At 36.6% G+C, this 20,825-nt stretch carries 18 protein-coding genes; 11 read left to right on the top strand and 7 right to left on the bottom strand.

The genetic code is table 11. The annotated features are described in order from the left end of the window. The first annotated feature begins 446 nt into the window (after positions 1–446). On the top strand, positions 447–1,562 hold the full coding sequence (locus tag F6K27_RS00295) for an aldo/keto reductase (protein WP_287273804.1): 1,116 nt from the start codon (positions 447–449) through the stop codon (positions 1,560–1,562). Positions 1,563–2,557: 995 nt separating this feature from the next. After that, positions 2,558–3,109, top strand: a complete 552-nt coding sequence (locus tag F6K27_RS00290; protein ID WP_287273805.1) for a gamma-glutamylcyclotransferase — start codon at positions 2,558–2,560, stop codon at positions 3,107–3,109. A gap of 472 nt (positions 3,110–3,581) precedes the next feature. Here the strand turns inward: F6K27_RS00290 and F6K27_RS00285 are convergent, their stop codons facing one another. Further along, positions 3,582–4,427, bottom strand: coding sequence for a M56 family metallopeptidase (locus F6K27_RS00285; protein WP_287273806.1), 846 nt, complete (start codon positions 4,425–4,427; stop codon positions 3,582–3,584). Then, positions 4,427–4,849: a BlaI/MecI/CopY family transcriptional regulator gene (locus F6K27_RS00280; RefSeq protein ID WP_287273807.1), complete on the bottom strand. Its 423-nt coding sequence runs from the start codon at positions 4,847–4,849 to the stop codon at positions 4,427–4,429. Before F6K27_RS00280 ends, F6K27_RS00285 begins: the two co-directional genes overlap by 1 nt. A gap of 225 nt (positions 4,850–5,074) precedes the next feature. Here F6K27_RS00280 and petE point away from each other — a divergent pair, with 225 nt between their 5' ends. From petE to F6K27_RS00265, 3 genes are all read left to right on the top strand, one after another. Continuing rightward, on the top strand, positions 5,075–5,476 hold the full coding sequence (petE, locus tag F6K27_RS00275; protein WP_287273808.1) for a plastocyanin: 402 nt from the start codon (positions 5,075–5,077) through the stop codon (positions 5,474–5,476). Between the two features lie 542 nt (positions 5,477–6,018). Further along, positions 6,019–6,363 (top strand): c-type cytochrome, encoded by a 345-nt coding sequence (locus tag F6K27_RS00270; protein ID WP_287273809.1) that lies wholly within the window; start codon positions 6,019–6,021, stop codon positions 6,361–6,363. A gap of 747 nt (positions 6,364–7,110) precedes the next feature. After that, positions 7,111–8,040: a tetratricopeptide repeat protein gene (locus F6K27_RS00265; protein ID WP_287273810.1), complete on the top strand. Its 930-nt coding sequence runs from the start codon at positions 7,111–7,113 to the stop codon at positions 8,038–8,040. Positions 8,041–9,297: 1,257 nt separating this feature from the next. Here F6K27_RS00265 and F6K27_RS00260 read toward each other — a convergent pair. Together F6K27_RS00260 and F6K27_RS00255 are read right to left on the bottom strand one after the other, a co-directional pair. Further along, complete coding sequence (locus F6K27_RS00260; protein ID WP_287273811.1) at positions 9,298–9,846, bottom strand: flavodoxin; 549 nt, start codon at positions 9,844–9,846, stop codon at positions 9,298–9,300. Positions 9,847–10,621: 775 nt separating this feature from the next. Beyond that, the gene (locus F6K27_RS00255; RefSeq protein ID WP_287273812.1) at positions 10,622–11,626 is read right to left on the bottom strand and encodes a saccharopine dehydrogenase-like oxidoreductase; all 1,005 of its coding nucleotides are present in this window, start codon (positions 11,624–11,626) and stop codon (positions 10,622–10,624) included. Positions 11,627–12,488: 862 nt separating this feature from the next. Here F6K27_RS00255 and F6K27_RS00250 point away from each other — a divergent pair. The 3 genes from F6K27_RS00250 to F6K27_RS00240 all read left to right on the top strand — a co-directional run bounded on the left by F6K27_RS00250 (position 12,489) and on the right by F6K27_RS00240 (position 13,815). Beyond that, complete coding sequence (locus F6K27_RS00250) at positions 12,489–12,701, top strand: DUF2997 domain-containing protein (RefSeq protein ID WP_287243012.1); 213 nt, start codon at positions 12,489–12,491, stop codon at positions 12,699–12,701. Between the two features lie 45 nt (positions 12,702–12,746). Next, positions 12,747–13,133 (top strand): DUF1257 domain-containing protein, encoded by a 387-nt coding sequence (locus tag F6K27_RS00245; RefSeq protein WP_287273813.1) that lies wholly within the window; start codon positions 12,747–12,749, stop codon positions 13,131–13,133. Between the two features lie 235 nt (positions 13,134–13,368). Then, positions 13,369–13,815, top strand: a complete 447-nt coding sequence (locus tag F6K27_RS00240; RefSeq protein ID WP_287273814.1) for a ferredoxin — start codon at positions 13,369–13,371, stop codon at positions 13,813–13,815. A 764-nt stretch (positions 13,816–14,579) separates the two neighbouring features. On the opposite strand, the gene F6K27_RS00235 is transcribed toward F6K27_RS00240, so the two are convergent. From F6K27_RS00235 to F6K27_RS00225, 3 genes are all read right to left on the bottom strand, one after another. Beyond that, positions 14,580–16,157 (bottom strand): sodium:proton antiporter, encoded by a 1,578-nt coding sequence (locus tag F6K27_RS00235; protein ID WP_287273816.1) that lies wholly within the window; start codon positions 16,155–16,157, stop codon positions 14,580–14,582. Positions 16,158–16,763: 606 nt separating this feature from the next. Further along, positions 16,764–16,889, bottom strand: coding sequence for a photosystem II protein Y (locus F6K27_RS00230; protein ID WP_124147437.1), 126 nt, complete (start codon positions 16,887–16,889; stop codon positions 16,764–16,766). 389 nt (positions 16,890–17,278) lie between these two features. Then, entirely contained in the window at positions 17,279–17,806 is a 528-nt protein-coding gene (locus tag F6K27_RS00225; protein ID WP_124147465.1) for a gamma carbonic anhydrase family protein, read from the bottom strand. A gap of 316 nt (positions 17,807–18,122) precedes the next feature. On the opposite strand from F6K27_RS00225, the gene F6K27_RS00220 reads away from it, so the two are divergent. The 3 genes from F6K27_RS00220 to F6K27_RS00210 all read left to right on the top strand — a co-directional run bounded on the left by F6K27_RS00220 (position 18,123) and on the right by F6K27_RS00210 (position 20,139). Next, positions 18,123–18,647: a TIGR02652 family protein gene (locus F6K27_RS00220; RefSeq protein ID WP_124147436.1), complete on the top strand. Its 525-nt coding sequence runs from the start codon at positions 18,123–18,125 to the stop codon at positions 18,645–18,647. A 354-nt stretch (positions 18,648–19,001) separates the two neighbouring features. Next, positions 19,002–19,439: a VOC family protein gene (locus F6K27_RS00215; RefSeq protein WP_287273818.1), complete on the top strand. Its 438-nt coding sequence runs from the start codon at positions 19,002–19,004 to the stop codon at positions 19,437–19,439. Between the two features lie 385 nt (positions 19,440–19,824). Further along, positions 19,825–20,139 (top strand): PepSY domain-containing protein, encoded by a 315-nt coding sequence (locus F6K27_RS00210; protein ID WP_287273819.1) that lies wholly within the window; start codon positions 19,825–19,827, stop codon positions 20,137–20,139. The last annotated feature ends 686 nt before the right edge of the window (positions 20,140–20,825 follow it).

The following is a 20,825-nucleotide window of genomic DNA, read 5'->3' as shown; positions in this document are numbered from 1 at the left end:
TATTTGAACCTTGGCCAAACGGTCAATAGTAGTTAGGACTAAGGTATTGCCTATACCAGATTATATCATAAATGTTGAAAGAGGACTCCCGTTATCATCGCATTTATTGAACGGTGAGATGAATTTCAAGCAGAAAAATAATTGAGCAATACGCGCGCATTTTTAGTGTTATAATTTTATCAATAGCCGTGGGGCACACGGTTAAATAAAAGCGCACCGCCTGCCCTGAGGTTTCCTGAGTTTAAAGACAGAGCAAGAAGACTTGTGTGGATGGTCTGACAAGGGTGCAACTCAGTTTATTTGATTTGTTATCTAGTTAAGAATCTATTTACTGGCAAGAATCTCCTGTTATAATCGCGAGACTTAACCCTGAGAGTATAAAAAGATAGGTAGAAAGAAGCGATCGCTCAATAGCAAAACTAAAAACTAAAAACTAGAATATATAGGTGCACTACCGCAGGTTTGGCAAAACGAACTTAAACCTCTCAGTTTTTTCTTTGGGAACTATGCGATACTTGGTATCTCAGGAAAATGCTGTAGAAACAATCAAGCAAGCTGTAAATATGGGAATTAACCACATAGAAACAGCTAGAGGTTATGGTAAAAGTGAAAAATATCTGGGTGCGACGTTGGTCTGTGAGCTGCAGCGTACCCAACTTTATATTACAACAAAAATTACACCCACAAGAGATGTCGGTTTAATAGAACGCTATATAAATGAATCTCTAGAAAACCTAAATACAGATTATTTAGACTTTTTGGCTATTCACGGCATTAATACTTGGGAACATTTAGAAATTACCCATCATGGAATTAAAGCACTACATAAAATGATTGATGATGGGCGAGTCAGACACATTGGTTTTTCTACTCATGGCCCTTTAGATGTAATTTTAGCAACTATTAATACTGACTTTTTTCAATTTATTAACTTACATTATTACTACTTTTTCCAACATAATGCCCCTGCAATAGAGTTAGCCAAACAAAAAGATATGGGCATTTTTATTATTTCTCCCGCAGATAAAGGTGGGCAATTATATACACCATCTCCTACTCTTCAGGAACTGTGTCAACCTTTTTCTCCATTGGAATTAAATTATCGATTTTTGTTAAGTGACCCGAGAATAACAACCTTAAGTGTGGGTGCTGCTAGGCCACAAGAATTAGAATGGCCTCTGAGTATCAGCAGTTGCACGCAACCCCTCACTCCTCAAGAAGCAGAGATATTTCAGCGTTTGGAAAATCAGGCTTTAACAAGGTTAGGCACAGAAAAATGTAGCCAATGTTATGCTTGTTTGCCATGTCCAGAAAGTATTCATATTCCAGAAGTTTTGAGATTAAGAAATTTGACTGTAGCCTATGATATGACAGAGTTCGGTAAGTATCGATATGGGATGTTTGAAAATGCAGGTCATTGGTTTCCAGGTAACAAAGGAAGTCGATGTACTGAATGTGGTGAGTGTTTACCCAGGTGTCCAGAAAACTTAGATATACCGACTTTGTTGAAAGATACACATGAAAAACTTAAGGGTTCCTCTGGTCGTCGGTTGTGGGAATAATCTAGTTATGGCAGAAGTAAGAAGGAAAGAAGGAAGAAGGAAGAAGGAAGGGGGAAGAAGGAAAAATCTTGCCTTGTCTGAGTTTTATAGCGGTTTTCATGTTTCATAGAATACAACTATTTCTGTAACTTATTAAACTTTAAGTATATCTATAATTTTTACTGTAGTCAACATGAGTGAAAATCGCTATAAGCATAAGCTTTTGATATGTCCGCGCCCTTTGGTTCGACGGCTATAAAAATCCCTAAGCTAAGTAAACAAAATTATTTGTATATTTACTGTTGAGTTATATTTCTTTACCTACAGATAGTTTAAGCTAGTTTATTTTAGTAAAAAATGCACTGGTTATTTTGTGTAGGTATACCAAATTATTCAGTAGTCTAATATCATGTCCGTTTAATTAGTGATAAAAAACTTTCTTCTCCTCTTCCTTCTTCTTGCTTCCTGACTCCTCGCTAAGTTATTTATAAGTAGGGTTTGCGCTCAAAAATCTTTTAGTAGGGGCAGGAGACAACCCACCCCTCGCCCCTCCCCCTCCCAGGAGGGGAATACAGGAGACAGGAGACAACCCACCCCTCGCCCCTCCCCCTCCCAGGAGGGGAGAAATGGGAATTAAGAGGAGGTAGAAGTAACAATGTAAGAATGATTTTTCTGCCCAACTCTTACCATTAATATTAACTTTTTGAGCATGAAGAGCTCAAAACCAGGAATTTTTTTCAACCTAAAACAGCTAAAGCATTGATAGATCAATGCTTTTAGATTTAATCAGCAAACCCTAAGTATTCAACGGGACATGATATAACTCCTGACTCCTGACTCCTGACTCCTGACTCCTTCTTCAAAGTGAAAAGTTGATAGCTGACTACTGATTACTATATTGTGCAAAATCTAACAGAAAAAAGTATCAAACTTTCTGCACAATTTAATGCATATGCTCCAATCAAATCTGTCTTTTCAGACATATACTAACTCAGAGTTTCAAATCAATAACTAAAATGAACAAGCTGACTTCTACAGAGAAAAAGTTTTACTACTTTGCCTATGGATCTTGCATGTGTCCTGTAGACTTAAAACGAACCTTGGGAGAAAATACTCATCACTATGTTATAGGTCCTGCTAAACTTAAAGGATATAGAATTGGATTTTATCGTTATTCAGAAAAGCGTAATTGTGGAGCGTTAGATGTAGTAAAAGACCCGAATTCTAATGTAGAAGGAGTGCTTTATCATTTACCTTTAAGGTTACGCCCTCGACTAGATGAAAGAGAAACTGTAAAATTCGATTTTATTAAACAAATTCACTGCGGTGGTTATCGACCAGAAATAGTGAAGGTATATAGTCAGGGAAAATTATATAGTGAGGTTTGTACCTATATTGTTATAGATAAATTACCCCAGGAATTAGCTCCTAACGATTGGTATTTTAATGTTGTACTTAGAGGAGCTATAACTTGCGGACTTTCTGAAGAATATTGTTGGAAATTGTTTGAACACATGTATCATTTACAGCATCAGAAAAGACAACAATATTTCTTGTCAGCAGCTTAGATATATAGCGCTACGGGCAAGTTAGAAGTCAAAAGTCAAAAGTCAAAAGTAATATCTGACTTACTTTTAGCATTTAGTATTGTCTTAACCTAATTGTGTAGTGCTATATATCTCTGGGTTAAAAAAGGCAGAAGATGAAAATCTATCAAGAAATTTAGGGGGTTTTCACGACCCTCTAAACTCTGGCACTTCATGTCTTGATTGAGATTCTTTTTTTTCTTTTCTGATATGAATCTAATTACTCTAAAGCATTTTTTTTGTTAAAAACGATTAAATCACAATTTACAGCAGATTGCAGATAGATGAGGTACAAATATAGATGATAAAGTGTTTGTAGTGCGGGCATCTTGCCCGCGACTGGTGTACCTCACTAATATGAAATATGCTGTATATCATGTCCCAATAATAGCGCGAGAAACAAAAATTCTTATCCTCTTCCTCCTTCCTTCTTCCTTCTTCCTTCTTCCTTCTTTCACTGATGAAATAACATAGTCATTAAAGGGAAAAAATTTAATAATATCCAACTACAAAACCAGTAATTATTTTGCTGTATAGAAAAATCTGGTTCTGCTAACAACGCATCAATTCTTTCAGTCAAACGGTTAGGGGGAGTTGTACAACTAAATGCCGCAGCAAAATTAGCTGTCTGAGTTAAACGATCGCTCACCATTAACAACAAAGTCTCCGCCAATAATAACCCATCAACTTGTTTTTTTGCCCACTGATCGGCACGCACTTCTCGAAGAGTTAAAAGTTCATGCCACAAAATTTCAGTATTTGGTAAAAAAGGCACAATCTTTCCTAACCAACTTAACCAAAAGAACCAAAAAGTATCTCGATAATAATAATGTGCTTGTTCATGATTTAAAACCGCATAAAGTTGCTCGGAATTTAATCTTTCTATAAGTCCTTTACTCACTACTAACTGAGAATTCCAAAGGCCTATTTGGGCACTAAATAAAATAGGAGTATCCAGTAAACGTACTGATTTACCCTCAATAATTATTTGAGGATAATTATTCACCTTTTGTACAGACCGCCAACCTTCATAACCTAAAATCAAACCTAAAATAGCTGTCCATCCACAAAAAACCCAGGCCAATAAATAACTCAACCATCCAGTCGATAGTCCAAGCATTTCTCCTTGAGGACCCATACAAATAACTGCAATGGCCGTCGTAATTAATATGATGGGAGAAGAAATAAATAACAGCAGCGATCGCTCCCAACGTTGGCCCCAATTACGCGGAGTAAAAAAGTAAGTTTTTCTGAGGCCATAAGATAACCCAACAGCTCCCAAAATGATGATCAGGTGCATTATTCTTTGTCCTCCCTAACTTTGCGTATAGCTTTTAGCTTTTCGGCGATCGCTTCTATTTGCTCGATACTAGCAGAATCTAAACTATCGGCAAAAGAGGCCACCAAATCTGGGTTTCCTACTTCCAGAAATTTATTTAATTGTTGATGCGCTCTCAACATTTGAGCTTCTCGACGAGAAATTAAAGGTCGCCACACAAAAGCACGCTCACTTTCATCACAAATTAACCAACCTTTTTGAGTCAGGCGACGTAGCACTGTAGTGACTGAAGTATAAGCTAGTTCTCGGTCAGGGTCAGCCAGAATATATTCATGTACCTGTTTGACTGTGACACAACCTAATTTCCAAACAATATTCAAAATCTCTGTTTCCAGAGGGCCTAAAGACATTTGTTGTGGACGGTGATCTGGTAAAGGACTCATTATTTTTTATTTTTAGATTTTGACAACACCGTAGTGAAAATTTCTCCTTATATTATGTTAAATTATTTAAGTATGACAATCTGTCGTTTTACAATTTAAAATCTCCGAATCTCCATAAATTAGATTTTCACCCAGATAGAATCAGGGTTTCAGATTTTTTTTGGAAGATATCTATTGTACAATGACCTGTGAATACATAATAATCTTAAAAAAACAGGAGTAAAAATGCGTTTTATTTCTTCACTTTCCAAGTCTGTAGCACTGCTAGCTTCCATAGCAATGCTAGTTATCGGTAGTTTAGTATTCTCTAATCCAGCAGAAGCAGCAAACTATACAGTAACAATGGGTGCTGGTGGACTACAATTTAGTCCTAGGAAAGTAGCTGTTAAACCAGGTGATACAGTTACATTTAAAAACGGTATGCTCCCACCTCATAATGTAATGTTCAATCCTGCTAAGTCACCAGATGCAGCTCTAGCCAAATCGCTTTCCCACAAACAAATGGCATTTAGAGCTGGAGAGAGCTTTGATGTAAATATCCCAGCAGATGCTAAGGCTGGTGATTATGAATTCTTCTGTATTCCTCACCGTGGCGCTGGTATGGTTGGCCATATGGTTGTAAAATAATAGGCAGAACTTAAGCGTAAGAAACTGCTTTAAAATTGCTTTACTGTAGTTTATCAAGGTAATTACAAGAATACTTGTTATTGCGCAGATTACTAAATAGTTTAGTTCTCATAATAATAATTGAAATTTAGAGTTATAACTGATAACTCTTCAATATTTCTCCCTCTAAAAATTTATCTATCACAAGTGTTAATAACTTCAACAATTAATTCTTGTGATTTAGATAATTTTAGGGGGAGAATAATTATTTTTATCATTAATATAGCAGTCGTAGGAAAAGTTAAGACAGTTCAAAAGTTTAAAACTCAAACAACGTAAGAATTTTCCTTCTTCCTTCTTTCTTCTTCCTTTTTCCTTCTGCTATAAAGCACTCTAAAATATCAGTACAAATTTAAAATGTAGTATTAAAAACTATTTGATAATGGTTAATTTGATTTTTATGTTTGACAGGATGTCGTTTGACTTAATATAAAGGTGCAATTTACAATTAACAACGCAGATTTAATAATTTTCTGTATTTATTTTGAGAGAGGAGAACAAAATTGAAAAAATTACTATCAATTGTGGTTTTGGCCATAACTTTTTTTGTTGTTGCTGTACAACCCCCCGCTTTAGCTGCAGACTTAGCTCATGGAAAGCAGATATTTCAAGGTAATTGTAACGCTTGCCATTTGGGAGGTCGCAATACAATCATGGCACCGAAAACTCTAAAAACCGCTGCCCTAACAAAATATCTTAAAGGTTTTGATAAAGATCCTGTAGCAGCAGTTACTTACCAAGTCACAAATGGTAAAGGTGCAATGCCAAGATTTGCGGGCCGTCTCAAACCTAACGATATTGCAGATGTTGCAGCTTATGTTGTAGATCAAGCTGGCAAATGGAAATAATTTAGATAAAAAATTAGCTTCATCTTGAAATAAGTCGGACTGGACTTGTTCGGTGACTATCAACCACTGTAAAAACAAAGTAGTTATTGCTTAGTCAAAAATTGCTTCTGTTTCTCAGAAAGTTCTGACCGTCTTCAAAAGTATCGAAAATCTACACAGACGCATCTGTTTTCTGTGTATCTAAGTTATGAAAGTATTAGCGAGAATAATTCTCTACTTCACAATTGAAAATTTTCTCGTCCTAATAAATTTTTCTTTAAATAGTTAGTTGGGGTGAAAATTTAGAGCGAAAGAAACTGCTGAGTTTGCTCTAGATGTTCACCCCAATATTAATATGTAAGCATTTCCTGCGGAATGCTGCGCAAACAGCTATCAGCAGTCAGCTATCAGCAATTATAGTTATTCCAATTAAGATTGAGACAAGGGTTTCTTGCCTTGAAAGAGTTTCAGTCTTATTCAGAATGACTATAGTAGTGAATAATTACTTCTCAGGTTTGGTCCTGAGACTTTGGCAGTAACTTTTTATTATTTTTCAATTTCAAAGGTTGGTTTTACCTTCCCTAAAATTAGTAGCTGATAGCTAATAGCTGACGGCTTAATGCTGACATTAATATTGAAATAAATATAATAAATTTAGATAGAACTCGGATTATCAGTTGTAATAAAAACTATTGAGGCTAATTAGCATTTAATGTAAAAGCCATAGCTTATTATCGCCAATAACTATTATCAATCTTCACAGATATTATGAACAACTTTTATCGATTTCTACTAAGCATTGGCATAGTTTTTGCAGTAATATTTTTTTCATTCTCCCCACCAATGAAAACTGCAACTGCTAGCTCACAGAGCGGAATGTATAAAAAATTTTTCACTGAAGGTATAGCTAATACTCAAGATAAAAACTATGAACAAGCAGTTAATAATTTCACCAAAGCAATAGAACTTAATTCTAACTTTGCCAGTGCTTATAGTAATAGATGTTTAGTTTATCTTCAGTGGGAAAAGTACCAGCAAGCGATCGCTGACTGTACCCAAGCTATCAAACTCAACCCAAAAAATATAGAAGCAAATCTTAATCTAGGTTTATCTTACTACAACATTGGTAATTACCAACAGGCCATTGCAGAATATACCAAAGTCCTTAATCAAAATCATAACGATTTTCGTGCTTTATACAATCGAGGTTTAGCTAATTTTGAACTGAAAAATTATCAGAAAGCTGTAGTTGACTATAACCTAGTTTTAGCAAATACCAAGCAAGACAATAATTTTGATCGAGCAGATATCTATAACGAGCGAGGTTTAGCATATTTAATGTCAAAAAAAATGCACAAGGCAATGGCAGATTTTACTTATGCTATTAATATTGATGCTCATAATTCCAGAGCTTATTTAAACCGAGGTTGTGTCTGTAGCAAAATGGGAAATATAGAAAGAGCAATGGAAGATTTTAGCAAAACTCTACAACTTAATCCCCATGAAGCTCAAGCTTATTTAAACCGAGGACTCTTACACCACCACCAGGGACTTTATCAAGCAGCAATTCAAGACTGGCAAGCTGCAGCAAAATGTTTCTGCGATGGAGGGGATATGATAGCTTATCATCACACTCAAGCTCTGATTAATCAACTTCAAACATGGCTCCTATCATCTAATCAAACTGCTATTGCTTAATATACTACGGAAATTACCCATAGTCTCACCTTAAGTTTTCAACCTCTATAGAAACCTCACAACATTAACCCCAGAAATAGACATCTCCAGAAAAGAGGCAACAGGTAACAGGCAAAAAGCAACAGGCAACAGGGAGAAATAATTGATAATTTATGGATAAGAATTGATTTTATTTTGGATTTTTGGAGATGTCTAATAGAGAAAATAATCGCCTCAGCCTCCAAACCATCATTTTATGAAGCTTCAGAATCGGCGGCGCAAGTTTTTTTGCCTTGCATCTTCCAAAAAGTTGTGAGATAATTTATGTCTTGGGAGTTGTTCGCCCCTACGCATGACTTTTTATTCAACGCAAAAACCGGACTTTCCCCTGACTATCAACAAGAGTAAATTATCTACTTTTACAAAAAGACCAAATAGCTTTAGTAGAAACCGACAACATTCACTTCACAAACAGAGAAAATTATTACTTCATCCTCCATCCATCATTTTGTTAAGCTCAAAAATTGGCGGCGCAAGTTTTTTTTGCCTTGCATCTCACAACTTTTTGGGAGATAATTTATATATTGGGGGTTGTTCGCCCCTACGTATGACTTTTTATTCAACGCAAAAACCGGACTTTCTCCAGACCATCATCAAAAGAAAACTACAGCATATTTCAGTCAAATGATGTACAAGGTAAATGGTGAAAATCTTGTAGTGCGGGCATCTTGCCCGTGATGGATGTACTTCATAGAGTCGCAAAGTGCTATATCCACTTTAAAAAAAAAGACAAACAGAGTTTCTATGGAATGCTAGGCTCACCCCAGAAGTACAGAAAATAATCGCCTCAGCCTCCAATTCATCATTTTATGAAGCTTCAGAATCGGCAGCGCAAGTTTTTTTGCCTTGCATCTTCCAAAAAGTTGTGAGATAATTTATATGTAGGGGCAAACAAGCCCCTGCATATGACTTTTTATTCAACGCAAAAAACCAGAATTTCCCCTGAGTATCATTAAAGAGAAAATTATCCACTTTGATGTAAACATGAATATTCAAAAAAAAAGTTGAGGAATATTCCCCAACTCCAAAAGGAGATGAACTTAGATGCAAACAAAACAAATTTTCACACGATGTGATAGATATTACTATTTCCGGCTAAACAGTTGCCATTACTGAAGTCGAAAAACATCTTAAAATTAGAAATTTATTCAAACAACTCCTAACAACTTTACTGTAGATGGTTAGCCAGATTTAATATCAACCTTCAAATTTCAATATCTAAGCAGGTATCAACACAGCACTTTCCGTGCCTACAAAAATGGGGCGTAACGCTTCAACCCACTGTGTAATTCTCTCTTCAGTTAACTCACTTTGGTTAACCTCATCAATAGGCAACCCCACAAATTTACCATTACGCACCGCTGAAGAATGTTCAAAACTGTAACCTTCAAGAGGAAACTCTCCCACTATAGTTGCACCGAGTTTCTCGAAGTGGTCACACATAAGTTGCAATGCGCCAGCAAAGTGCTTTCCATGACCGACTTGATCTGCTGCACCAAACAAAGCAATAGTTTTTCCTGTAAAATCAGGCTTTTCGATATCCATGTCAAAAAGTGGTTCGCGCCAGTCATTCTGTACTTCCCCGGCACCCCAGGTAGAACAACCCAATAATAAATAATCATAATCAAGAAGTTGACTATATTCGTCGTAATCTTCTTCCATACTATAAAGATCGCAAATTTCTTCCCCGAATTTTTCGCGCAATGCTTCAGCGATTTCTTCAGTTACACCTGATGTGCTACCATAAAATATGCCAATTTTTGCCATGATCAACACTCCCGATCAGTTTTGGTAAAATTCATTAAATCTGGTGAGTTAGACAATTGCCAAAGCTCGACCCAGATTTTTGAGGGTTTTCGGTGATTTATACAAGTTATTTGCAGAACTTTCTTGCTTCAAATTCTTCTTAATAGATTAGTCTCTTTTTTTTGCTAAACTAAGAAGCTAGACAGTGCAAAGTTCTTGGAATAACTATTACTAGCTAAGGCTTTCAGCGATCTAAAAGTTAAAAACTCTTTATTCACAACTGTAAGTACTGTAAGCCTTTTCCAGTAATACTTTCAGTCTTCAAAACAAATCGTTTTTTGGAAGAACTTTGTACTCTCCAGTAAGAAGTAATTTTAATAAAATTAGCAATTATTTATTTAACTGTAGGGACAAGTACCATTCGCCCTATTAAGTCAAAGAACAAAGGCCAATTAGAGAAAACTCTTCAAATAACCTGGGAATAGAAAGGAATTTTTGTATCAACCCTATCTACTTTTGAATATATCGGGTAAATTAATTGAAATCTGTATCAATTGTATTTGAGAATACTTTTGAATAAGTTTATAATAGATCGAAAAATTATTAATTGATTTGGGCTAAGTAAACCTTTCCCCTTATGCTTATTTTTGTCAGAGCTACAATTAATAAAACATCTCATTAAGCCTCAAATACACCTTTTTTAAAGCACTTGTAGGAACGTTCCATGGAACGTCCCTACATTTTTTTGGGGAATTTTTCCTCACCCCCCATAATTTGATTTTTGAATTATATTAAACTACCGCACAAATTGTGGCATAACTTCCGCAGCAGTAAACAAACCATAAATACCTCTTCGATATAAATCTACTCCTGCTTTCAAATAGCCAAAAGCAGGGCCACAAACATTAGCTGCCATACTCGTTTCATCTCCCAATGTAAAAGTATGTGTAGAAATTTTGCCCTCAAAAGTACGGCCTGTAACTTGAACATTAGTACTCAAAGGTTTTTTCGGGTTGCGAGTATCAACAATACCTCCCACACTCACCCGGTCGCGATCGCAAATTCCGGCCAACTCCAACATAATATCGTCAGCGTGTTCCATATTTTCCAATTTCAACAGACCATTAGTCTCCTCCAACAAAGCCTCAACTTCAGCATCAGTCATGGCCTTAGCTTTTTCCACATCATATCCAGGCAAATGGCCAATATCCTCACGAATTGTAGCTCGGTAAGCTTCCCAATTAGCAATACCCACTCCAAAAGTAATATTCACACTATGAATTTCAGCATAACTCTGAGCCGCAATGGCCGCTGCTGCAGTTAACAAACCAGGAGTTGCGCCACAACCAGTCATATAAGTAATACCCGCAGCTTGTAGCTCATCTTTCAAGGCCAATAATTGCTCTACAGCACTGGTACGCTTAATCGCATCCACCAATACACCCCGCCAACCAGCAGCAATAAATTGTTTTGCCACATTTGCCATAAAAGTATTAGGCAAGTTTGGTAAGGCCAGAAAATAACCATCCACAGTATCAGCAACTCCGATTAATTCTTCAATACTGTGACTGCTTAAAACGCCACCAGATTCTAAATGGCCTAAAGACCCTTGAGTATTGTACATGGTCATACATTGGTCGGGATTTAATCCTTGAGTGTTGTAGGCATAACCTTTTTGGTCAGCAGCAGCAACCCAGAGCATTTCTTGTTTAGGAGCGAGTACCCTAGCTGCAGCTTGACCCAGGCCACCGAAACCTAAAACACCTACACGAATTTGATTTTTGGAATTTGTAGTTTGCATAGCACTTATAGTACTTAATTTAAGTGGACAGACTTTTATTATCTGCTAAGGTGCATCACTGCGGAAGTCATGCCATTTAGCTGGATTTAAAAGTCAAAAGTTAAAAGATCGATAAAGACGAGGGAATTTAACCTAAAGTTCCTAGTTCGTTAGGGATTTAATTAATTGTCTAAAAAATCTATTTGCAATTATTAGAAATTAACGAAAATGAAATAATTCAAAACCTAATTTTCACTAAGAAAACATAAAAATTATTTCAGATAATATAACGAGCCTTTATTCTTAAGGAAGAGAGAAGAACAAAGAAGGCTTTATTTATCTAGGAGATAAGATTAGTAATTAATCTTATGTTAATTCTCCTAAGTCCTACTACACAAACAGCTATTCCATCGGTTCTAACGGTTATGGCAACTGATTACATATCAACTTAACCTAGAAAATCATTTGTATTTTCAACAGATACTTGACCGACAAATTCCAAAATACTTATTGGACAAGAAATATCAAAGAAAAATATTTTCTTTAACAGTATGAGTGATATTTGTCAAGCGCTTTTAGCTTGAAGTTTTATTATATTACTCACCTGGTTATCTTCTTGATCCCATATTTCATCGTACTTGAGTCCATTATCTTGACGGTTTCCAAAATATACGTCAAACTTAACAAATAACTGATGTATTGCTTCAGATTATATTAACTTTTGTTAAAAAATGACTCGTAATCTATCAATTAGTAAAAATTGATTTAGATTAAAATAAAGTCATTTAATAACAAAAATAAGCAACATCAGCAGGCATCACTTTCAAATAATTGGTGTCGGCGTATAGTCCTACAACTGTTGTTCATATATTGAGCTATGAACATGGAAACTTTAGAGTTCATTATTTATCCAGATGGTCGAGTACAGGAAAAAGTTACTGGCATTGTCGGTACATCCTGTACAGAAGTAACTAAGGCAATTGAAGAAGAATTAGGAATTATTCTCACTCAAGAATCAACTTCTGAATACTTTGCTCAACAGCAGCATCAGTCTGATACTGCTAAGACGCAAGTTTCTTCTTTTAGCAGTTACTAAAATTTTTTTTCTTGTTGAGTTCAGTTTATTTCTCTTAGAATTACTATGTCACACTTTAGTCAAATCAAAACTCAAATTCGTAACTTGAATTCTTTGCAGTCCGCTCTCACAGATTTAGGTATTGACTGGAAATCTGGTCCTACAGAAGTTCGTGGTTATCGTGGACAAACTAGCACTGCTGAAGTAGTTGTAGAACAGAATAATGGGTATGACTTAGGGTTTACCTGGAATGGAAATGAATATGAGTTGGTCGCCGATCTACAATTCTGGCAACAAGCATGGTCTGTAGATCGGTTTCTTAATATGGTGACTCAGCGCTATGCTTTCCATACTGTAGTTAATGAAACTGCTAAACAAGGATTTCAGGTTACCGAACAGCAAAAAAATCAGGATGGATCTGTACGTCTAGTTGTTCAACGTTGGAGTGCTTAAATAGCAGTCAGCAGTTAGCGATCAGTACTCAGCTTTCCAAATTGTGGAAAAGTGATTTCAACTATAGGTTGGGTTTTGCGGTGCAATATGTTTGCGGAGCATTCCGTAAGAAAAAGCATTAGCGAAACCCAACAGCTATTACAATACAACATTAGTAGTGTATTTTTGGTCTATCAACGAAGGCCAACTTACTAAATTTTATATACATTTAAGATAATATTATTACTTTTACAAAATGTTAGATTTTTCTTCATCCTCCCTAGAAGGTGAGACAGAACGTTCAGGTTTTGAACCCGAACTTGGTGGAATATTACGGGATGCTCCCGAACGTTCAGGTTTTGAACCCGAACTGGGTGGAATGTTGCGACCAAAGGGAGTTTACGTTGATGAAATTACCTGTATCGGTTGTAGACACTGCGCTCATGTTGCCCATAATACATTTTATATTGAACCAGATCATGGGCGAGCGCGGGTTTTTCAGCAAGATGGGGACTCTGAAGAATTAATCCAAGAAGCGATCGACACTTGTCCTGTAAATTGTATTCACTGGGTTGATTATACTAAACTAAAAAATTTAGAAGAAGAGCGCAAATATCAGGTGATTCCTATTGCTGGTGGTCCTGTGGATAGTGGAGCAGCTCGTATTGCTAGTCATAGAAATAAGCAGAATGCGAATAAATAGTAATGATGTACAAGGTATGAATAGTCAAACTCTTGCTGTGTGGGGACTTATAGCGGTTTTCATTAACATAGAATACAGCTATTAGGTCTGTAATTATTAAACTTCAAACATACTTATATTTTGTCTGTAGTCTACCTTTGTGAAAACCGCTATATATTATGTCCGGGGTTGCACATTCTGGAATGATATTGGCAAAAATTAGTTTAGACTCTGACTAAAAATAACCATTAATTAATCATTCTAGCAATTGATTAATCCACAATCCAATTCAATCAAAAATCTCAAATCATTCGTCGCTGTGCAACGCCTTATGTCCGGTAGCATCGGAGCATATATAGAACTAAGTTTCAATAGACATCTCCAGAAAAGAGGCAACAGGCAACAGCTCCGGAAAGCAACAGGGAACCCACCCCGAACCCCTCCTGGGAGGGGAATAATTGATAATTTATGGATAAGAATTGATTTTATTTTTGATTTTTACCAGATGTCTAATTGAAAGAAACTCTTTCCTACCGAATGCTACGCAAACAGCATAGCAGCATAGCTGCCCTCTGCCTTCCACCAAAGTATAAGTATTCAAGCGGACATGATATTCCTGCAAAATATGTACCTCACGATATGTACCTCACGGGCAGCAGGAAGTGCTATAATTACAACAACAGCGATCGCTCTTTATACCTTTAGCATTTAAAAATCAAGAAACCATAGGGAGAATTTCCTGTGGAATGCTGCACAAACATGAATTGCTTCTACTCCATTCCTATTTATGATTCTTGCTCTTCTTTCTCCTCAAATACTTCTGCCAAAAGAGGAGAAATATTACTATTCAACTTACCTGCTCGAATAAACTCAGCATAAGTTTCCGCTTCGATATCCACCAACTCTTCCCGCAATAACTTCATATCCAGCGCCACTAACTGAGAGTGTTCTGCTTGCATTTTATCAATTTTCTCCTGCAACTGCTTCAATTCCTTTTGCAAAAATTCTGCCTGATAGCGATAATATTCTGGGTCAATTTCTTGCAACCTGACCAACTCAGACACATAATTAAGCACCCGTTTTAAAGCTACACGGCGAGCGGTCGTTTCCATATATTCCTGACGCAACGGTTGGTCGCCTATTAAACCCAATACTTTCAACATTGACTGAGTTGTTAAACCTTGCACCAACAATGTAAACAATACCACCCCAAATACAACTGCCGTAATTTCATCTCGCCCAGGCAAAACTACAGGTACACTCAACACCAGAGCAATAGAAACCGAACCTCGTAAACCTCCCCACCAAAGTAACGTTTGTTCTTTTAAACCAATATTTGACTTGACTACCAAATTACTCAAAGCACTCAAACTATAAACCGAAATTGCTCGCGTGACAAGAACTGCTCCAATAGCTACTGCTATCAATAATATATTATCTGCCAGATTTGAATATCGAATTTGATCGCCTATTAACAGAAACACTATGGAGTTGACAAAAAATGCCACAAATTCCCAAAACTCACTAACTATTAACCGAGTGCGGGGGTTCATCCCAATGCGGGAACCGAAGTTACCTAAAATTAAACCAACAGTGACAACCCCAATAACTCCCGACCCCCCTAATTTTTCTACTATTACATAAGTACCATAAGCAGAAACTAAAGTTAGTGACTGTTCCACCAAAGGTAAATCAAAACGTTGGGTGAGGTAAGAAATGCCAAAACCAATTAAGCAACCTATACCGACACCGATGCCAACAAAACTAAGAAAAGTGAATAGAGAGTCCGAAATAGAAAATTTATCTACTGTTCCTAATGGAATTCCTACGAGCAAAGTAAAGGCAACAACCGCCACCCCATCATTAAATAAACTTTCTCCTTCCATTAAGGTGCGTAGGCGTTTACTTGCTCCTAATTCTTTTAATAAAGCTACTACAGAAATAGGATCTGTTGCTGATAAACTAGCTCCGACCAGAAAGGCGATCGCTAAGGGAATTCCGGTGAAAAAATTCAAACCATAAGCAATACCAACTACAGAAATAATTACACCAATAATGGCAAAAAATCCCACTGGAACTAAATCTCGTTTTAAGTCTCGCCAATTCAAATTCCAAGCAGCCTCAAATAATAAAGGAGGCAAGAAAATTTCGAGTATTAATTCAGGAGATAAATTGACTAATCTCACATCAATAAATGCCAGAACTAATCCGAAAATTACTAATAATAATGTAAAGGGAATTCTACGGAACCAACTAAAAACTCGTGAGAGAGTAGCCACACTCAGAGAAACAGAAAGAACTAATAAAAACTGTTCTATATTTTGCTCAATAGCTGTTTCAGTTACGGCAGTTTCTAAAGCCATACATTACCCCTAAATTTTGCATAAAATTAATGTAAGCATTTCCTAGGTCATGCTGCGAAACAGCTATTAGCTGTCAGCTATCCGCAACCAGACTCTCTCCTTAAGGACAGTGTTTAAATTAATATAGACTTTAAGAGCAAGGAAGCAAACTTTTGTAGTAAGACAATTAATAAAGCTTTGATCGTAAACTAAAAGTAATAGCTGATAGCTGACGGCTGTTTGCACAGCATTCCGGAGGAAATGCTTACAAATTAATATATATCTCCATAAAATAAACTTGCCCTTTATTTGCTATAAACTAGAGTGTAATAACTCAAAAAATCATTTTCCGTGTTTTTTTCCTAAAAAAATCTTTCCATATCCGCCGTTCCCTATTTTCTATTCCCTACTTTTACAAAAAGTCTATATCTTTTTCACGCCTATGTCTAATAGACATCTCCAATAATAAAAAATAAAATCAATTACCCCACATAAATTCTCAATTCTTTCCCCCTACTCCCTACTCCTTACTCCCTCTTTTGAAGGAGATGTCTAATAAATAAAAATACCGACTGTTGTCTGAGTGTAAGAAACAGTCGGTTTTTTAGCAAAGAGCTGAGGTTGAATCTAAGCTTCTTTGTTTAAGAACTTTTGGATTTGTTGAATGGCTACAGCCCCAATATTGTAAACTGCCCAACCACCAGCAGCAATTATAGGTAATAGAACAATTAACAAACGAAAGTCAAATTCCATTTACTCCCCTCCTAAAGATTTTTAAAGATTTATCATTTCTTATAATCTTAATCTAAAATTAAGTTTTTTGAGCAAAATTTGAATAGGGAATAGGGATTAACGAAGTCAGAAGTCAAAAGTCAGAAGTCAGAAGTTAGAAGTGATTTTTGTAACGGGAATTTTAGCAAAGCTCCAAAAATATTTCCCCTTAAAAGCCAGGGTTGCACGACCAAATTATTTTGATAAAATACATTTGTGTCCTTGAGCAGTCGATCTAAAAATAATTTTTCTTACCTATTTAACCTGACCATCAAATATACAATTAATTTTGCTTGACTACTTATAAGCCTCAATTCACTTTTGACTTTTGACTTTTGACTTTTGACTTCAAATACACTTTTCTTTTGACTTCACTTGGTAAATCCAACATCAGTTCCCTTGCCAGCGTGGACTAAAGCTAACTTTTCATAACGTTGAGCGTGTTCAATTAAATTAGCAGCCTCTGACTCTGAAATATCCCTAACTTTTTTCGCCGGTACTCCTACCACCAGAGACAATGGCGGTATATCCTTAGTGACAATAGACCCAGCTCCCACAATACTACCTGCCCCTACCCGTACACCATCCAAAATTACAGCTCCAATACCAATCAAACAACCTTTTTCTATATGAGCTGAGTGAATCACAGCTCGATGTCCAATTGTCACATGATCTTCCAAAACAGTTACTAAACCAGGGTCTCCATGAAGCACTGCCCCATCTTGGACATTACTATGGTTTCCAATCACGATCCGTTCTACATCCCCTCGGACAACAGTCCCATACCAAATACTAGCTCCCACTCCTACTTCCACAACACCCATAACTACAGCGTTATCTGCCACAAAAGCAGCTTGGGATAAATCTGGAGGAGGCCAAAAAGAGGGCTGATTTGACATGATCTTCGTTAATATTAGTGATGTTTGCTTAATCGGAATTTTATAGCAGGCAACAGGCAACAGGCAAGAGGAAACAGTGGGAAAAACATTACCTAATCTAAGATTCATCATTAGTCCATATCCTAATCAACCCGTTCCTTGCCATAGGCTAAAAAATATTTAACTCCTGACTCCTGGTTGAAACATCACAAATTCTCTACCCCATAATGTAGGTTAAGAGTTTGATGTAGTACTTTAGTAACTATCCTGTAGCTATTTAGCTCAGATTCTTTAACCAAGCTAACTATAATTAAGTCACCACAGCTCTCTAGAAACTATGACCCAATCCTCTATCAATTCTGCCCTCCAATACCCAATGTTTGGCCCTGAAATTCAGTGTCCTCACTGTCGCCAGACCATACCAGCTCTCACCTTGACAGATACGTATTTATGTCCTCGTCACGGAGCTTTTGAGGTTGACCCAAATACTGGTAAGTTGTGTCATCTTCAGTCTGGCCGTCACTGGCGTCTATGGAACGATGAGTGGTATCGGCAACATACTCATCCCGATGGTATTAGGTTTGAAATCCATGAAGCGCTGGATCGACTTTATACTGAAGGATATAGAGCTACTCGTTTGATTATTGCTCAAAGATATCAGGAGTTGGTTAGTACCTATTTGGAACGTAGTACCCCTTGGCGTTCTAACTCTGACTCTTCCTGTAAGCCCAAACTTTATGGTTTACCTGTAGAATTTAGTCCCGACCCCAAGGATGAGCCTTGCTGGGAAGTAATCAATTTTCAGTTGGACAAAGAAGCAGGAGTACCCGTTCGATATCCCTATTTTCGATTGTTTGAATAAACTATTCCGCAGACTTCTTGCGGAAGTCAGGCAATAGGGAATAGCGGTGCGACCCCGCGTCGGCGACAGACCCAAGGGAACGCGCACCAAGAGAGAGAATAGGGAATAGGGAATAGGGAGGTGAAATTGTTGATTTAATATCTTGAATTGATTTAATTAAAACTTTTGCAAGAGGTCTAGCATTTATAAATGATTTATAAATATTGATTGATTGAATAGGGTTGATAGCTGAAAAGTCTTTCCCTTTTCTCTTGAAAAGTTATCCTTATTTATTGCCAAAATAAATTAGTCTTAACTGAGTTCTATTTACTGTAAAATTAATACTGAAAATCAGGTTAAAAATATTAAACTAGAATGCACCATGCCTCGATTCGGACAGCCAATATTCATCGGGCGATCGCTTTCTATGAAAAACTAGGTTTTACGGTCTGCGAACGCTTTACTACAGGCTATACTTTAGCTTGTTGGATGGAGGGATTAAATGGCAGAATTGAACTGATTGAAATTCCTCAGCCAAAACCTGCACCTGATGCTTTTGGGGATGAGCATTATGTTGGATATTATCATTTATCATTTGATTTGACTCAAAATACTACAGATTTACCTAGTTGGTTAAATGATTTAAAACAACAATTTGATGCTACAGCAGCAGCACAACCAGAAATTTTTCAACCATTGAAAATTCTTTTAGAGCCTACTCAACAAATGATTGGAAATAATGTTTATGAAGTTGCTTTTATTGCTGACTGTGATGGTTTACCTCTAGAATTTATTAGAAAGTTAAATCCTTAGAGTAAATTGGACAATGCTTTGAAGATTTTACAGCAGTTTTGGAGTTGATGAGGTACAAAATTTTAGGACTTTAGGGAGTAGGGAGTAGGGAAAAAAAGATTAATCTTAAAACTATACCTCACGCTCCCTAAAAAGTGCTGTAAAATGCAGCATTCAATTATTGTAGTGGACCGACACAGCTTAAATGGTGCATTAGCTTTTTTCATAATCACCCCATCACCCCATCTCCCCATCACCCCATCCCCCCATTTTCTAATGCACAAAATTAGCTGTGTCAGTCCAGTAGTATGTGATAGCCTTGCTTCTAGAAAAAAATACAATCAAGCAAACCGTTAAATATTCCACTTTACTTCATTACTGGTAACTTTAAACTTTAAAGGAAATTATGAAACAAACATTCCGTAAATTACATAGAATAATAGCCCCAATAGTTTTTCTACCATTATTTGTCACTGTCATTACAGGAGTAGCTTACCGACTTGGTAGAAATTGGTTTGGTTTATCCAGAGACCAGGCACATATTTTAATGGTAATTCACGAAGCCGAATATCTTGGAGAAGACATTAAACCTTTTTATGTACTCCTAAATGGTATCGGATTGATCTGGATGTTAGTAACAGGTATTATTATGAGTGGCTTATTTAATAAAAAGAAACCCAAGGAAAATACAGAATCAAATACAACTACAGTAGAATCATAGAATTACAGAAGTTTTCGAGTTGATAAGGTACAAAGTTTTATGCTTTTAGGGAACAGCGGTGCGACCCCGCGTCGGCGACAGACGCAAGCGGTCAGATCCCGCGTCGGCATCAGACGCAAGGGAATGCTGACTCCTGTGAGGGAATGTGCACTCCTGTGAGGGAATAGGGAATAGGGAACAACAAACAAATGAATAAAAAGTATAGATTAGTCTTAAACTGTACCTCACGATCCTGAAATTTGCAGTATTAAAAATTCTGAGTAGATCGGGACTTACGCAAAGTAGAAATTATACACCATCTGTAGGGGCGTTCTTCGTAACGCCCCTAGTATATGTGGTGGTTATGCGTAAGTCTTGTAGATCTCATCAAAAAAAGCTAGTGCAAAAAAGCAGAAGGCTTTAGTTATCTAGGATAGCTTTAGTTATCTAGGATAGCTTTAGTTATCTAGGATAGCTTTAGTTATCTAGGATAGCTTTAGTTATCTAGGATAGCTTTAGTTATCTAGGATAGCTTTAGTTATCTAGGATAGCAGAAGGCAGAAGGGAAGAAAGGTTATTGTACAAGCTTTTGAACCTTTTTTAACTGGTTAGTTATTTCCGCCATCCTGCACTAGTAAACCAATAATTTCATAATATTTTAGTCAAAAAAAGTCTCAATCTATCAATTCCAAGTAGAGTTTAAATAT

Source organism: Okeania sp. SIO2F5 (assembly GCF_010692685.1).
GTDB classification, from domain to species: Bacteria; Cyanobacteriota; Cyanobacteriia; order Cyanobacteriales; family Microcoleaceae; genus Okeania; species Okeania hirsuta.
The sequence above is the reverse complement of the archived record's forward strand: the minus strand, read 5'-3'. Positions and strand labels throughout refer to the sequence as shown.

Bases quoted from the DNA above. Each gene is read 5' to 3' on its own strand.
- F6K27_RS00290 (WP_287273805.1), top strand. From the start codon at position 2,558: ATGAACAAGCTGACTTCTACAGAGAAAAAGTTTTACTACTTTGCCTAT.
- F6K27_RS00285 (WP_287273806.1), bottom strand. From the start codon at position 4,427: ATGCACCTGATCATCATTTTGGGAGCTGTTGGGTTATCTTATGGCCTC.
- F6K27_RS00280 (WP_287273807.1), bottom strand. From the start codon at position 4,849: ATGAGTCCTTTACCAGATCACCGTCCACAACAAATGTCTTTAGGCCCT.
- petE (WP_287273808.1), top strand. From the start codon at position 5,075: ATGCGTTTTATTTCTTCACTTTCCAAGTCTGTAGCACTGCTAGCTTCC.
- F6K27_RS00265 (WP_287273810.1), top strand. From the start codon at position 7,111: ATGAACAACTTTTATCGATTTCTACTAAGCATTGGCATAGTTTTTGCA.
- F6K27_RS00260 (WP_287273811.1), bottom strand. From the start codon at position 9,846: ATGGCAAAAATTGGCATATTTTATGGTAGCACATCAGGTGTAACTGAA.
- F6K27_RS00255 (WP_287273812.1), bottom strand. From the start codon at position 11,626: ATGCAAACTACAAATTCCAAAAATCAAATTCGTGTAGGTGTTTTAGGT.
- F6K27_RS00250 (WP_287243012.1), top strand. From the start codon at position 12,489: ATGGAAACTTTAGAGTTCATTATTTATCCAGATGGTCGAGTACAGGAA.
- F6K27_RS00245 (WP_287273813.1), top strand. From the start codon at position 12,747: ATGTCACACTTTAGTCAAATCAAAACTCAAATTCGTAACTTGAATTCT.
- F6K27_RS00240 (WP_287273814.1), top strand. From the start codon at position 13,369: ATGTTAGATTTTTCTTCATCCTCCCTAGAAGGTGAGACAGAACGTTCA.
- F6K27_RS00235 (WP_287273816.1), bottom strand. From the start codon at position 16,157: ATGGCTTTAGAAACTGCCGTAACTGAAACAGCTATTGAGCAAAATATA.
- F6K27_RS00230 (WP_124147437.1), bottom strand. From the start codon at position 16,889: ATGGAATTTGACTTTCGTTTGTTAATTGTTCTATTACCTATAATTGCT.
- F6K27_RS00225 (WP_124147465.1), bottom strand. From the start codon at position 17,806: ATGTCAAATCAGCCCTCTTTTTGGCCTCCTCCAGATTTATCCCAAGCT.
- F6K27_RS00220 (WP_124147436.1), top strand. From the start codon at position 18,123: ATGACCCAATCCTCTATCAATTCTGCCCTCCAATACCCAATGTTTGGC.
- F6K27_RS00215 (WP_287273818.1), top strand. From the start codon at position 19,002: ATGCACCATGCCTCGATTCGGACAGCCAATATTCATCGGGCGATCGCT.
- F6K27_RS00210 (WP_287273819.1), top strand. From the start codon at position 19,825: ATGAAACAAACATTCCGTAAATTACATAGAATAATAGCCCCAATAGTT.